Consider the following 12865-nt stretch of genomic DNA (forward strand, 5'->3'; position numbering starts at 1 on the left):
AGGTTACAGATGAGCGAAGCAGGGGTCATCCGTCCGCGGGATGGAGGCGTTACGGGTGGAGAACCGCGCCACCACACCGGTCTCGGTGACCTCGATGCTGTCGGCGCGCAGACCGAGCGGATAACGCTTGGTCAGCTCCGAGGCGAACCGGTCCAACTCGGGCTGCAGCGACTCTCGCGGCAGGGTCAGGGCGCCCAGGCCGGTCAGCTTCTGCACCTGCAGGGACAGGCCGCCGTTGACGACTTCGGGCTTGACCACGACGGTGGCCAGACCGAACGCACCGCGCAGCTCGACGGTGCCGTCTTGTGCATTGGTCTTGAGGTCGGAGACCAGGTTGCCCAGGATCGGCACCATGTTCTGCACGGTCTCTTTGATCCCAGCCGACGGCCAGGTCAGCGTCGCCTGCAGGGAACCGATGGTGCCCCGCGAGTCGCCGGTGCCGTGCAGATCGACATCGGAGATGCTCAGGTCGGCGGTCATCTGCTTGGCGTCTTTGACCTGGTTGCCCGCAGTATGGATGGAGATGTTGGTGTAGTTGCCGGTGATGTGCTGCCACAGAAACGGCGGTGTCACCCCGAACGAGGCGCTGGCTTTGTCGTTCACCACGCACTCGGTTGCCTTGGCCACCTTGCTGTCACCGATACGGCGGGCGATCAGTTCGGCGCCGATCACCCCGGCCAGCGCCAGCGCGATCACCGTGACCAGGATCAGCACCAGGGCCAGCGGGTCACGCAGCACCGAAGCCGACCGTGACGGGGCCGCCGGGGCTTCGATCACGGTGGTGGGCGCCTCGCCGGCGGGCGCGGGCGCCTGTGGCGGTTGCGGCACCGGGTTCGTCGGCGGCGGCACGGCGGCCTGCGAGGGAGGCGGGGCCTGCGGCGGCACGGCGGGCTGTGCGGGCGCCGCGGGGATTCGGGTGGTGGACTCTTCACGACCGCCAGCCGGCATCTGCTGGGTGGGCGACGCGGACGGCTCCGGTGGACGAGACGGCGCGGCGCCGTCTTGCGTTTCGGGTTGGTCGGCGGGGCGAGCCCAGGGTGACTCGCCGTGGGGAGGTCCGGGCGGATTGCTCACCCGCGCGATTCTGCCTTACCGACCTGAAGGAAGGTCGCACGATTGCTCAACACAGCCAGCGTCCGGCGGGCGGCCGAGACCGCGTCGAGGTCGATGTCGCAGACCAGGAGCTGCGGCGATGCGCCGGCCGCGGCGATCACCTCACCCCACGGCGAGGCGATCATGCTGTGGCCCACCCCGGTCGGCGCGCCCGAGGAATCCTCCGGAACGCCTGGGTCGGCCTGCCCTACCGCCACGACGTAGCTGGTCGAATCCAGCGCCCGGGCCCGGGCCAACAGCTCCCACTGCGACAGCTTCCCGGGGCCGGCGCCCCACGAGGCGCAGACCGCGATCAGCTGTGCGCCGCGGTCGGCTAGTTCGGTGTACAGCGCCGGGAACCGGACGTCGTAACAGGTCGACAACCCGACACCGACGCCGTTGATATCGATCACCACCGGCTCGAATCCCGGTGCCACCGTGCGTGATTCGGTGAAACCAAAGGCGTCGTAGAGGTGAACCTTGTGATAGTGCGTGTCGGTTCCGGGGCCGACCGCCAACAACGTGTTGGTGACGCGGCCATCATCGGCCGGGGTGAACATCCCGGCTACAACGGTGATCTGAGCCCGCGCGGCGACTTCGCGAACCTGCGTGGCCCACGGCCCGTCGAGCGGCTCGGCAACCGGGCCCAGTGGCACCCCGAACCGGCACATCGTCGCTTCCGGGAACACCACCAGCGATGCCCCCTGGTCGGCGGCCCGTTGGGTGTAGTCGGTCACCAGTTGCAGATTCGCGGCCGGGTCGGCGCCGCTGAGTATCTGCGCACACGCAATCCGCATGGGCCCAGCCTATGCCGTCGGTGTTGCGCCGCCCTGCCGCAGCCACGTCGAGGTGAACCGCTGCTCGGTGGTCATCAGCTCGGCCAACTGCCCGCCGATGAAGCTCTCGATCTTGCCGCCCACCAGCGGGATGTCGACCTGCACGGTCGCGGTCAGCCGCAGCTCACAGCCGCCGGCCGCCGGCGCCAGGATCGCATCGCCGGACAACTTGGCCGGTGCGCCGACGACCTTGCCGGTCACCCGGGCGCGGGCCCGCCCGTCGCGCACCGGATGCCACGTCTCGTGCCGTGCCACGTCCAGATTGCCCGGATGAAACTGCGCTGCCAGCGCGGGCAACTTCTCCCGGTGAATGCCCTGCGTGGTGGCGACGTCGACGCCGCCATCGGGGCCGACGGTCATCGAGTCCAACGCGACGACGTCGGCTCCGGAGTCGGCCAGCCGGGCGCGCCAGTAGTGCTCGTCGGCGAAGACGGCATACACCTGCTCGACGGTTGCCGAGTAGTGCTCGGAGAGCGTGAATGTACGCGGCATAGCTGGTCACGCTACCGTTACCGGCCGTGGCGGGTTCCGAGTTCGCGGGCGCGCGTGTCGCTGAGGCGGTGCCGCTGGCGCCCTTGACCACCCTGCGGGTGGGACCGGTCGCCCGACGGGTGATCACGTGCGCCGATACCGAGCAGATCGTGGCAACGCTGGGCGAACTCGATGCGGCCGGCGACCGTCCGCTGCTGCTCGCCGGGGGCTCCAACGTGCTGATCGCCGACGACCTGGAGGACCTGACCGCCGTCGTGCTGGCCAACGACGACATCACCATCGACGGCAATCTACTGCGCGCCGAAGCCGGCGCGGTCTGGGACGACGTCGTCGCCCGGGCGGTCGCTGCGAACCTGGGCGGATTGGAGTGCTTGTCGGGCATTCCCGGTTCGGCCGGCGCCACCCCGGTACAGAACGTCGGGGCCTACGGTGTCGAGGTCGCCGACCGCCTGACCCGGGTTCTGCTGCTGGATCGGCGCAGCGGCGAGGTGCGTTGGACACCGGCGGCCGAGCTGGAGCTCGGCTACCGCACCAGTGTGCTCAAGTACTCCGATGCGGTGGTGGTGCTGGAGGTGGAATTCGAACTGGATCCATCCGGGCGCAGCGCGCCACTGCGTTACGGCGAGCTGACCGCTGCGTTGCAGGCCGCCGAGGGCGAGTACCGCGACCCGGCAGCGGTCCGCGCCGCGGTGCTAGCGCTGCGGGCGGCCAAGGGCATGGTCCTCAACGCCGACGATCACGACACCTGGAGTGTCGGCTCATTCTTTACCAATCCGGTTGTGCCGCAAGGGACCTATCGGAGTCTGGCTGATCGGGAAAGCGGCTCGGTGCCGCACTGGGACGCTCCCGGTGGGGTGAAACTGGCGGCTGGCTGGTTGGTGGAGCGGTCCGGCTTCGGCAAGGGCTATCCCGGGCCGGAGGCGCCGGCGCGGCTGTCCACCAAACATGCGTTGGCGTTGACCAACCGAGGCGGGGCCACCTCCGCCGACATCGTGGCCCTGGCCCGTATCGTGCGCGCCGGGGTGCAGGACGCGTTCGGTATCACCTTGCACCCCGAGCCGGTGCTGGTCGGGTGCGCGCTGTAAACCGGGTGTAATTTCCGTCGCAGGTGGTCAGGCGCCTGGGCCGGTATCTTGGAATGCCGTGACCCTGAACCGGCGACGTGCGCTGGCGGCGCTGGCTGCCGGGGTGGTGGCACCCACCACGCTGGCGGGATGTTTCGGTCGGCCCGGAAAGAGCGCCGAGAATGCACCACCGTCAGCGCCCGCCCTGACGTTCGAGCCAGCCCTGAAAAGCGGAGCGGTGACCGACGTGCTGCCCACCGCCGCGGTCGGCGTCACGGTCCGCGACGGCTGGTTTCAGCGGGTGGCGCTGACCAGCCCGGCCGGAAAGGTGCTCAGCGGAACCTTCAACCGGGAACGCACGCGCTACACCGTCACCGAACCGTTGGGCTATGACTCCGTCTACACCTGGAGCGGGTCGGTGGTGGGCCACGACGGCAACGCGGTGCCGGTCAGCGGCAGCATCACCACGGTCGCACCCACCGTCGTCATCGACGGCGGCTTTCAGCTGGCCGATGGGCAGACGGTGGGGGTCGCCGCGCCGGTGATCCTGCAGTTCGACGGGCCGATCGCCGACAAGGCGGCCGTCGAGCGGGCCCTGACCGTCGTCACCGAGCCACCGGTGGAAGGCAGCTGGGCTTGGTTGCCCGACGAGGTGCAGGGGGCCCGGGTGCACTGGCGCAGCCGGGACTACTTCCCGGCCGGAACCAAGGTCAGCGTCAACGCCAAGCTCTACGGACTGGCGTTCGGCGACGGCGCCTACGGGGCCCAGGACATGTCCTTGGACTTCGCGATCGGCCGACGCCAGGTGGTGCGCGCCGAAGTCTCGTCGCACCGCATTCAGGTGGTCCGCGACGAGGGCGTGATCATGGACTTCCCCTGCAGCTACGGCGAAGCCGACAAGCCGCGCAACGTCACCCGCAACGGCATCCACGTGGTCAGCGAGAAGTACGCGGACTTCTACATGTCCAACCCGGCCGCCGGCTACAGCAACATCCATGAGCGCTGGGCGGTCCGCATCTCCAACAACGGGGAGTTCATCCACGCCAACCCGGCCAGTGCGGGCGCGCAGGGCAACACCAACGTCACCAACGGCTGCATCAACTTATCGACAGACGACGCCGAGCAGTATTTCCATAGCGCGATCTACGGCGACCCGGTCGAGGTGACCGGCAGCTCGATCGAGCTGTCCTACGCCGACGGCGATATCTGGGACTGGGCCGTCGACTGGGACACCTGGGTCTCGATGTCGGCTTTGTCGAGTTCCGAACCGACCCGGACCTCACTGCCCAGCGTCGCGCCGGCCACCCCGACCGATGCGCCGACGCTGTCGGGCACCCCCACGACTACGACGAGCCCTAGTCGGCCCGGCGGTTAGCGAGGCTCGACGAAGGAGAGGCGAAGCTGGGCCGCCGCATCAGTCCCGGCGGTTAGCCCGGGTCGCCGATGCCTGGTCGCGTGGGCGGATGACGATCTGGTCGAGATCGACGTGCGGCGGCCGCGACGCCACGAACCCGATCACCTCGGCGATGTCGGCCGCCGTCAGCGGAGTCAGGCCGGAGTAGACGGCGTCAGCGCGGTCGCGGTCGCCGTCGAAGCGCACCAGCGAGAACTCGGTGTCCACCATGCCGGGAGCGATTTCGGTGAGCCGCACCGGCTTTCCCAGCAATTCGCCGCGCAGCGTGCGGTGCAGTGCGCCTTGGGCGTGCTTGGCCGAGGTGTAGCCGGCGCCGCCGTCATAGATCTCAAACGCCGCGATCGAAGTCACCGTGACCACCAGGCCGTCCCCGGACGCGACGAGCTTGGGCAACAGCGCGCGCGTCACCTGCAGGGTGCCCAGCACGTTGGTCTCCCACATCCAGCGCCAGTGCTCGAGGTCGGCCTGTTCCACCGACGCCAGACCTTTGGCGCCCCCGGCGTTGTTGACCAGCACGTTTACCGAATCGCCGACTTGGTCGCAGGCCTGGGCCAGTGCGGTGACGGCGGCTGGGTCAGTGACGTCGGTCACTACGGCGGTACCGCCGATCTCGTCGGCCAGCGTGGCGATCCGATCGGCGCGACGGGCCGCCACGATGACGTGAAAGCCTTGTCCGGCAAGGGTTCTCGCGGTCGCCTCGCCGATGCCTGAGCTGGCGCCGGTGACCACGGCAATGCGCTGATCGCGCGCAGATGTCGTCATCGCGTCAACCTTAGTGATCGTGATAGATTCTCAGCTATGTCTCGCAGTGCCCGCTTTCTGACAGCGGTCTGTCTGGTCGCCCACGGCGCGTGTTGTCGCGCGTGTTGCTGCGCCTGACCTGCTGCGAGTAGCGCTCCTTAGGAGAATCCGCCGGGTCGTAGGCGTAAACGGCCCTCATTCGGATTTTTCTCCAGACAAGGACATCTCGTGCGCACTACCTCTCTCACCGCTCACCTGGCCAGCCACCGCAACGGTCGCCTCCGCTCCCACCCGCGCGTGGTAGCCCCAGCCCTGCAGCTCGCCGACAGCGCCGGCGCCGAGGTCTTCGCCGCGGTTCGCCAGCACGGTCCGGTCGCCCGTGAGGCCATCGCCGGCGCCACCTCGCTCAGCGTGGCAACGGTCAACCGGCAGGTCAGTGCGCTGCTGGAAGCCGGCCTGCTACTGGAGCGCGCCGACTTGGCCACGTCCGGGGCGATCGGGCGGCCGCGTCGGCCGGTGGTGGTCAACCACGAACCGTTCCTCACGCTGGGCCTGCACATCGGGGCCAAGACCACCAGCATCGTGGCCACCGATCTGCTCGGCCGCACGCTCGACGTCGTCGAGACCCCGACGCCGAACAACGGCGCGACGCCGGCGCTGGCATCGCTGGCGGCCAGCGCCAGCCGGTACTTGACCCGCTGGCAAAAGCGTCGGCCGCTGTGGGTCGGCGTGGCGACCGGTGGCGCGGTGGACGGGGCGACCGGCCACGTGGACCACCCGCGGCTGGGCTGGACGGCGGCGCCGGTCGGACCCGTGCTGGCCGAGGAGCTGGGCCTGCCCGTATCGGTGGCCTCGCACGTGGACGCGATGGCCGGGGCGGAACTGCTGTTCGGAGTGCGGCGGCCGACGGCGAACAGCACCACCAGCCTCTACGTCTACGCCCGCGAAACGGTCGGCTACGCCCTGGTGATCGGCGGCCGGGTGCACAGCCCGGCCAGTGGTCCCGGCACCATCGCCGGTCTGCCGGTGTACTCCGAACTGCTCGGGGGCTCCGGACATCTCGAGTCCACCGTCAGCGACGAGGCGGTGCTGGCCGCGGCTCGTCGGCTGCGGCTGCTGCCGGAGGGCAAGGGCGCCGTGTCGGCGGCGGTGACCACCCTGGTGCGCGAGGCGCGTGGCGGTGATGAGCGAGCGGCGGCACTGCTGACCGAGCGGGCCCGCGCACTGGGCGAAGCGGTCGCGCTGTTGCGTGACGTACTCAACCCCGATGACCTGGTGGTCGGCGGCCAGGGTTTCACCGAATACCCCGAGGGGATGGCCGAGGTGGAGCGGGCCTTCACACAGCGCTCGGTGCTGTCGCCGCGCAGCATCCGCGTCACCGCGTTCGGCAACCGGGTCCAAGAGGCCGGTGCCGGCACCGTGGCACTGGGCGGGCTCTACGCCGACCCGGTCGGGGCGATGCGGCGTTCCCGCGGGCCGGTGGCCCGCGTGGTCCCGGAAGTGTCCGCCTGACCACACCTGTCAAGATGGCGGGGTGGGCTATGGCGTCGGCGGGGTCGGAGGCAGCAGAGCCGATGTGCACCGGGTAGCGCTGTTGTCGGTACACACCTCGCCGCTGGCCCAGCCCGGCACCGGCGATGCCGGCGGAATGAACGTCTACGTCCTGCAGAGCGCGCTGCATCTGGCGCGCCGCGGAGTGGCGGTGGAAGTGTTCACCCGCGCCACGTCGTCGGTCGACCCGCCGGTGCAACACGTCGCGCCCGGCGTGCTGGTGCGCAACGTGGTGGCCGGACCGTTCGAAGGCCTGGACAAGAACGACCTGCCCACCCAGCTGTGCGCGTTCGCCGCCGGGGTGCTGCGCGCCGAGGCCGCCCACGAGCCCGGCTACTACGACGTCGTGCATTCGCACTACTGGCTGTCGGGCCAGGTCGGCTGGCTGGCCGCGGATCGGTGGGCGGTGCCGCTGGTGCACACCGCGCACACCCTGGCCGGGGTGAAGAACGCCGCGCTGGCCGCCGGGGACGCCCCGGAACCGCCGCTGCGCACGGTCGGCGAGCAGCAGGTGGTTGATGCCGCGGACCGGTTGATCGTCAACACCGACGACGAAGCACAGCAACTCATCGCCCTGCACGAGGCGGACCCGCGCCGCATCGACGTGGCGCATCCGGGCGTCGACCTAGAGGTGTTTGTGCCCGGCGACAAGGTGGCGGCCCGGCAGGCGTTGGGGTTGTCGGCAGGCGAACCGATCGTGGCTTTCGTCGGCCGCATCCAGCCGCTCAAGGCGCCCGACATCCTGCTGCGCGCGGCCGCGAAACTGCCCGGGGTACGCGTCGTGGTGGCCGGCGGACCGTCGGGCAGCAGCGGGTTGGCGGAACCGGGCGGTCTGGTTCGGCTGGCGGCCGAACTGGGTATCAGTGACCGGGTGACATTCCTGCCGCCGCAGTCTCGTGCGGATCTGGCGACGCTGTTCCAAGCCGCCGATCTGGTGGCCGTGCCGAGCTACTCCGAATCGTTCGGTCTGGTGGCGCTGGAGGCGCAGGCCTGCGGGACGCCGGTGGTTGCCGCGGCCGTCGGCGGGTTGCCGGTGGCGGTGCGCGACGGGGTCACCGGGCGACTGGTCGACGGGCACGGGATCGAGGCGTGGGCAACGGCTCTCGACGAGCTGCTGCGGTTGGGTTCGGGGCCTCGCGGATGGGCGATGCGCCGGGCCGCCGTCAACCATGCGACGCAGTTCTCCTGGGAGCGCACCGTGGACGCCCAATTGGCCAGCTACACCCACGCGATCGAAGACTTCGCCACGGCCCGGGCCGGCCGGATGCGGGTGCTCGGATCGGCGCGCCGGCCACGCCGCTGGCCGACGCGGCGCGGGGCACGCGCGTGAGCCGCATGGCAACACCGCGCGTTCTATCGGCGCCGAGTGTGCGGTTTACGAGGTCTGCACCGGTGTATTGCCGAGTAAACCGCACACTCGACGCGCACGGGAGGCAGGCGTGGGCGTGAACCGGGGCGACGTCCAAGAGCTCATCGAGCGCACGCTGCAATCCGCCGAGCTGACCTACTCGCCGACGCCGGGCTCACACGGCGGGCTGCCGGGGCTGGTGGTGGAACTGCCCGGCGAGCGCAAGCTCAAGACCAACACCATCCTCAGCGTCGGGGAGCACTCGGTGCGCGTCGAGGCGTTCGTCTGCCGCAAGCCCGACGAGAACCACGCCGGGGTTTACCGGTATCTGCTCAAGCGCAACCGCCGGCTTTACGGGGTGGCCTACACGCTGGACAACGTCGGCGACATCTACCTGGTCGGCCGGATGGCGCTGACTTCGGTGACCGCCGAGGAGATCGACCGGGTGCTCGGACAGGTGCTCGAAGCGGTCGACTTCGACTTTAATACGTTGCTGGAGTTGGGATTTGCCACCTCGATCCAGAAGGAATGGGACTGGCGGGTGTCCACCGGGCAGTCGCTGAAGAACCTGCGGGCGTTCGAGCATTTAATCGACAAGGACGGCGACGACGCGGATTGAGGGCCACCGGTCAGTGCAGGGTGACGTCGCGATTCGCGTTGGCTTCGATGCGGCGGGCGGCGACCGCCGCGGCGTCGGCGGGCATGCTGTTCGTCGGGTAATCCAGATGCCCGAACGGGATGCCGTCAGTGCCGTCGCAGACGGCGTCATTGTGAGCGCAGTACTCGCGGGTCTTGGCCGCATACAGCGGGCCGACCCGGACCGGCGGCGCGTCGTAGCGCCGGATGAACGTCGCCGAGGGCTTCCCGAACAGGATCACCGCCGCGACGTGGTCGGCCACCACGTCGGGCATCGGCCGCGGCAGATCCGGCACCAGCTCGTCCGGTAACCCGGTCGGCACCGACTGCGCGGTCGCGTAACCGGTGACGGCCGCGCCCTGGGAGTAGCCGCCCAGGACGATCTGGGTATCCGGGCAGTCCAGCGCTGTCCACTCGATGTGGCTGACCTCGTCGCGGATCCCGGCGATCACGCTTCGGTCGAAATCGAGACCGCTGGAAAAACCGCTGGCGGCGGCGTAGTTGACCGGATACACCACCATCGACCGGTCGGTGAGCTTGGAGCGCAGGGCGTCGACGAATGCCTGCCCGACCTTGCCGACACCGGGCGGCTCCTCGCTGCCACGGGCGAAGACCACTTCGACGTCGGCGCACGGCGTGGCGTGCGCGGCCGGCGACGCCACGGTCATCGGTACGGCCGAAACCGTCAGCAGCGCGGCGGTGAGGAGGCGGGGGAGCGGCCGCAGGCGGGACACGTGCACACCACACCCCCGATCCCGGTTGACGGACCTTCCTTCGACGGTAACCCCAATCGGCGCCCGTGAGACACTGACGCCCATGTCTGACACTGCCACCCTGGTGCTCCTGCGCCACGGCGAAAGCGAATGGAACGCCAGCAACCAGTTCACCGGCTGGATGGACGTCAACCTGACCGACAAGGGCCGCGCCGAGGCGGTCCGTGCCGGTGAGCTGCTGGTCGAGCACAATCTGCTGCCGGACGTGCTCTACACCTCGCTGCTGCGCCGGGCGATCACCACCGCGAACCTGGCGCTGGACGCCGCCGACCGGCACTGGATCCCCGTGCACCGCACCTGGCGGCTCAACGAGCGCCACTACGGTGCGCTGCAGGGCCTGGACAAGGCCGCCACCAAGGCGCGCTACGGCGACGACCAGTTCATGACGTGGCGGCGCAGCTACGACACCCCGCCGCCGCCGATCGAAGCCGGCAGCCGCTACAGCCAGGACACCGACCCCCGTTACGCCGACATCGGCGGCGGCCCGCTGACCGAGTGCCTGGCCGACGTGGTGGCGCGTTTCCTGCCGTACTTCACCGACGTCGTCATCCCGGACCTGCGGTGCGGCAAGACGGTGCTGATCGCGGCGCACGGCAACTCGCTGCGGGCGCTGGTGAAATACCTCGACGGCATGTCCGATGAGGAAGTCGTCGGGCTGAACATCCCGACCGGCATCCCGTTGCGGTACGACCTGGATGCCGACCTGCGCCCGAAGGTTGCCGGTGGTGTCTACCTGGACCCCGCGGCTGCGGCTGCCGGGGCCGCAGCGGTCGCGAGCCAGGGCGCCAAGTAGCGGTTTTGGCCCGCCCAGTGTGAATGCCGGGTGGAGCCCGGGTGAAATCTTCGCGTTGAATTCACATTCGGCGCACGTCACGGACGAACGCTGGTCAGCTCACGGTGCCGGACTGCGTACGATTTTGCCGTGGCTGCGACCTCGGCGCTGACGCTTGCTGCAGCGTCGGCGATTCCTGCGCTGGCGGCAGGCTTGGCGGCCGGCGTGTGGCTGTCGCCGCGGCTGGCCGAGCGACGCCGCAAGGCGGCGACCGAGCGATCCGGGATCACCGTCGCGGAGATGCTGCAGCAGATCGTGTCGCACGCCTCGCTGGGGATCGCGGTCGTCGACTCCCACCGTGACGTCGTCTACCTCAACGAGCGCGCCACTGAGCTGGGACTGGTGCACGGCCGGTTGCTCGACGACGAGGCCTGGGCGGCCGCGCAACGCGCGCTGGCCGGCGACGACGAAGTCGTCTTCGATCTGACGGTGGCCAAGCGGGCTCCGGGGGCCACCCGGTCGGATCTGTCCGCCGTGCGCGGCTATGCCCGGCTGCTGTCGGAAGAGGATCGCCGGTTCGCCGTGGTGATCGTCGACGACCAGTCCGAGCAGGCCCGTATGGAGGCCAGCCGGCGCGACTTCGTGGCCAACGTCAGCCATGAGCTGAAAACCCCGGTGGGGGCCATGGGGCTGCTCGCCGAGGCGCTGCTGGCGTCGGCCGACGACCCCGAGGCGGTGCGGCCGTTTGCCGAGCGCGTGCTGGTGGAGGCCAACCGGCTCGCCAGCATGATCGGTGAGTTGATCGAGCTGTCCCGCCTGCAGGGCGCCGACCCGCTGCCGGACCTCGGCGTCGTCGACGTCGACGCGGTGGTCAACGAAGCGATCTCCCGGCACAAGGTGGCCGCCGACAACGCCGAGATCACGATCACCACCGATGCCCCGAGCGGGTTGTGCGTGCTCGGCGATGAGCCACTGCTGGTCACCGCGCTGGCCAACCTGGTGTCCAATGCGATCGCCTACTCGCCGCACGGTTCGCCGGTATCGATCAGCCGGCGTCGCCGGGAGGGTTTCATCGAGATCGCCGTGACCGACCGTGGCATCGGTATTGCGCCCAAGGACCAGCAGCGCGTATTCGAACGGTTCTTCCGCAGCGACAAGGCCCGCTCGCGGGCTACCGGGGGTACGGGGCTGGGGTTGGCGATCGTCAAACACGTGGCGGCCAACCACAACGGCACCATCACGTTGTGGAGCCAGCCGGGCACCGGTTCGACATTTACCTTGGCGATTCCCGCTTACCAGGGCAGTCTGAACCCAGAGAAGGAGGAGCAGTGATGGCACCCGCTGTTGATCACGCAGAGGGTAACTACGGGGAAGGGCAGCATCGATGACACACGTCTTGATCGTTGAGGACGAGGAATCGCTGGCCGACCCGTTGGCATTTCTGCTGCGTAAAGAGGGTTTCGAGGCCACCGTGGTCGGCGATGGCACCGCCGCCCTGGCCGAGTTCGACCGGGCCGGCGCCGACATCGTGCTGCTGGATCTGATGCTCCCGGGGATGTCGGGCACCGACGTCTGCAAACAATTGCGGGCGCGTTCCAGTGTGCCGGTGATTATGGTCACTGCCCGCGACAGCGAGATCGACAAGGTCGTCGGCCTGGAGTTGGGCGCCGACGATTACGTGACCAAGCCGTATTCGGCCCGCGAGCTGATTGCCCGGATTCGGGCGGTGTTGCGCCGTGGCGGTGACGACGAGGGCGGCGTCGGCGAGGGTGTGCTGGAGTCCGGCCCGGTGCGCATGGACGTCGAACGGCACGTGGTCATGGTGAACGGCGAGCAGATTACCTTGCCGCTCAAGGAGTTCGACCTGCTCGAGTACCTGATGCGCAACACCGGCCGCGTGCTGACCCGCGGCCAGTTGATCGACCGGGTCTGGGGTGCGGATTACGTCGGCGACACCAAAACATTGGATGTCCACGTCAAACGACTTCGGTCCAAGATCGAGGCCGACCCTGCCAATCCAGTGCACCTGGTTACCGTGCGCGGACTCGGGTACAAGCTGGAGGGCTAACCCGCCGGCGCTCCCCGGTAGCCCCTTGATGGGGTCTCCTAACTTGCTCGGCGGGGTCTTCGTCGCCGAAAATCACGG

The 12865-nt window shown here is 69.2% G+C and carries 12 protein-coding genes and 1 pseudogene; 8 read left to right on the forward strand and 5 right to left on the reverse strand.

All coding sequences use genetic code 11. The features are described 5' to 3' along the window. Positions 1–3: 3 nt before the first annotated feature. From ACKY0X_RS02395 to ACKY0X_RS02405, 3 genes are read right to left on the reverse strand one after another with little or no spacing between them, the layout of a single operon-like run. The gene (locus tag ACKY0X_RS02395; protein ID WP_409428163.1) at positions 4–1074 is read right to left on the reverse strand and encodes a DUF2993 domain-containing protein; all 1071 of its coding nucleotides are present in this window, start codon (positions 1072–1074) and stop codon (positions 4–6) included. Beyond that, a complete protein-coding gene (locus ACKY0X_RS02400) occupies positions 1071–1889 on the reverse strand; it encodes a carbon-nitrogen hydrolase family protein (RefSeq protein ID WP_409428164.1) in 819 nt (272 codons plus the stop codon). Before ACKY0X_RS02400 ends, ACKY0X_RS02395 begins: the two co-directional genes overlap by 4 nt. A gap of 9 nt (positions 1890–1898) precedes the next feature. Beyond that, entirely contained in the window at positions 1899–2420 is a 522-nt protein-coding gene (locus ACKY0X_RS02405; RefSeq protein WP_046283146.1) for a DUF2505 domain-containing protein, read from the reverse strand. A gap of 26 nt (positions 2421–2446) precedes the next feature. Between ACKY0X_RS02405 and ACKY0X_RS02410 the strand changes: the two genes are divergently transcribed. Next, complete coding sequence (locus tag ACKY0X_RS02410; protein ID WP_409428165.1) at positions 2447–3505, forward strand: UDP-N-acetylmuramate dehydrogenase; 1059 nt, start codon at positions 2447–2449, stop codon at positions 3503–3505. Positions 3506–3515: 10 nt separating this feature from the next. Beyond that, positions 3516–4859: an Ig-like domain-containing protein gene (locus ACKY0X_RS02415; RefSeq protein ID WP_409429474.1), complete on the forward strand. Its 1344-nt coding sequence runs from the start codon at positions 3516–3518 to the stop codon at positions 4857–4859. 39 nt (positions 4860–4898) lie between these two features. Here ACKY0X_RS02415 and ACKY0X_RS02420 read toward each other — a convergent pair whose 3' ends face one another. After that, on the reverse strand, positions 4899–5660 hold the full coding sequence (locus ACKY0X_RS02420; RefSeq protein ID WP_409428166.1) for an SDR family NAD(P)-dependent oxidoreductase: 762 nt from the start codon (positions 5658–5660) through the stop codon (positions 4899–4901). Between the two features lie 207 nt (positions 5661–5867). On the opposite strand from ACKY0X_RS02420, the gene ACKY0X_RS02425 reads away from it, so the two are divergent. From ACKY0X_RS02425 to ACKY0X_RS02435, 3 genes and pseudogenes are all read left to right on the forward strand, one after another. After that, positions 5868–7151: an ROK family protein gene (locus tag ACKY0X_RS02425; RefSeq protein ID WP_409428167.1), complete on the forward strand. Its 1284-nt coding sequence runs from the start codon at positions 5868–5870 to the stop codon at positions 7149–7151. Between the two features lie 14 nt (positions 7152–7165). Continuing rightward, positions 7166–8520 (forward strand): annotated as a pseudogene (gene mshA, locus ACKY0X_RS02430) (D-inositol-3-phosphate glycosyltransferase). Between the two features lie 115 nt (positions 8521–8635). Next, positions 8636–9157, forward strand: coding sequence for a YbjN domain-containing protein (locus ACKY0X_RS02435; RefSeq protein ID WP_409429475.1), 522 nt, complete (start codon positions 8636–8638; stop codon positions 9155–9157). Between the two features lie 10 nt (positions 9158–9167). Here the strand turns inward: ACKY0X_RS02435 and ACKY0X_RS02440 are convergent, their stop codons facing one another. Then, positions 9168–9908: a cutinase family protein gene (locus ACKY0X_RS02440; protein ID WP_409428168.1), complete on the reverse strand. Its 741-nt coding sequence runs from the start codon at positions 9906–9908 to the stop codon at positions 9168–9170. An 82-nt stretch (positions 9909–9990) separates the two neighbouring features. Between ACKY0X_RS02440 and ACKY0X_RS02445 the strand changes: the two genes are divergently transcribed. The 3 genes from ACKY0X_RS02445 (at position 9991) to regX (ending at position 12787) form a co-directional block, all read left to right on the forward strand. Further along, positions 9991–10740, forward strand: coding sequence for a phosphoglyceromutase (locus ACKY0X_RS02445; RefSeq protein ID WP_046284885.1), 750 nt, complete (start codon positions 9991–9993; stop codon positions 10738–10740). 129 nt (positions 10741–10869) lie between these two features. After that, entirely contained in the window at positions 10870–12051 is a 1182-nt protein-coding gene (locus ACKY0X_RS02450; RefSeq protein WP_409428169.1) for a sensor histidine kinase, read from the forward strand. Positions 12052–12103: 52 nt separating this feature from the next. Continuing rightward, positions 12104–12787: a two-component sensory transduction protein RegX gene (regX, locus tag ACKY0X_RS02455; RefSeq protein WP_024443448.1), complete on the forward strand. Its 684-nt coding sequence runs from the start codon at positions 12104–12106 to the stop codon at positions 12785–12787. The last annotated feature ends 78 nt before the right edge of the window (positions 12788–12865 follow it).

Source organism: Mycobacterium sp. SMC-11 (assembly GCF_046250095.1).
GTDB lineage: Bacteria > Actinomycetota > Actinomycetes > Mycobacteriales > Mycobacteriaceae > Mycobacterium > Mycobacterium heraklionense_A.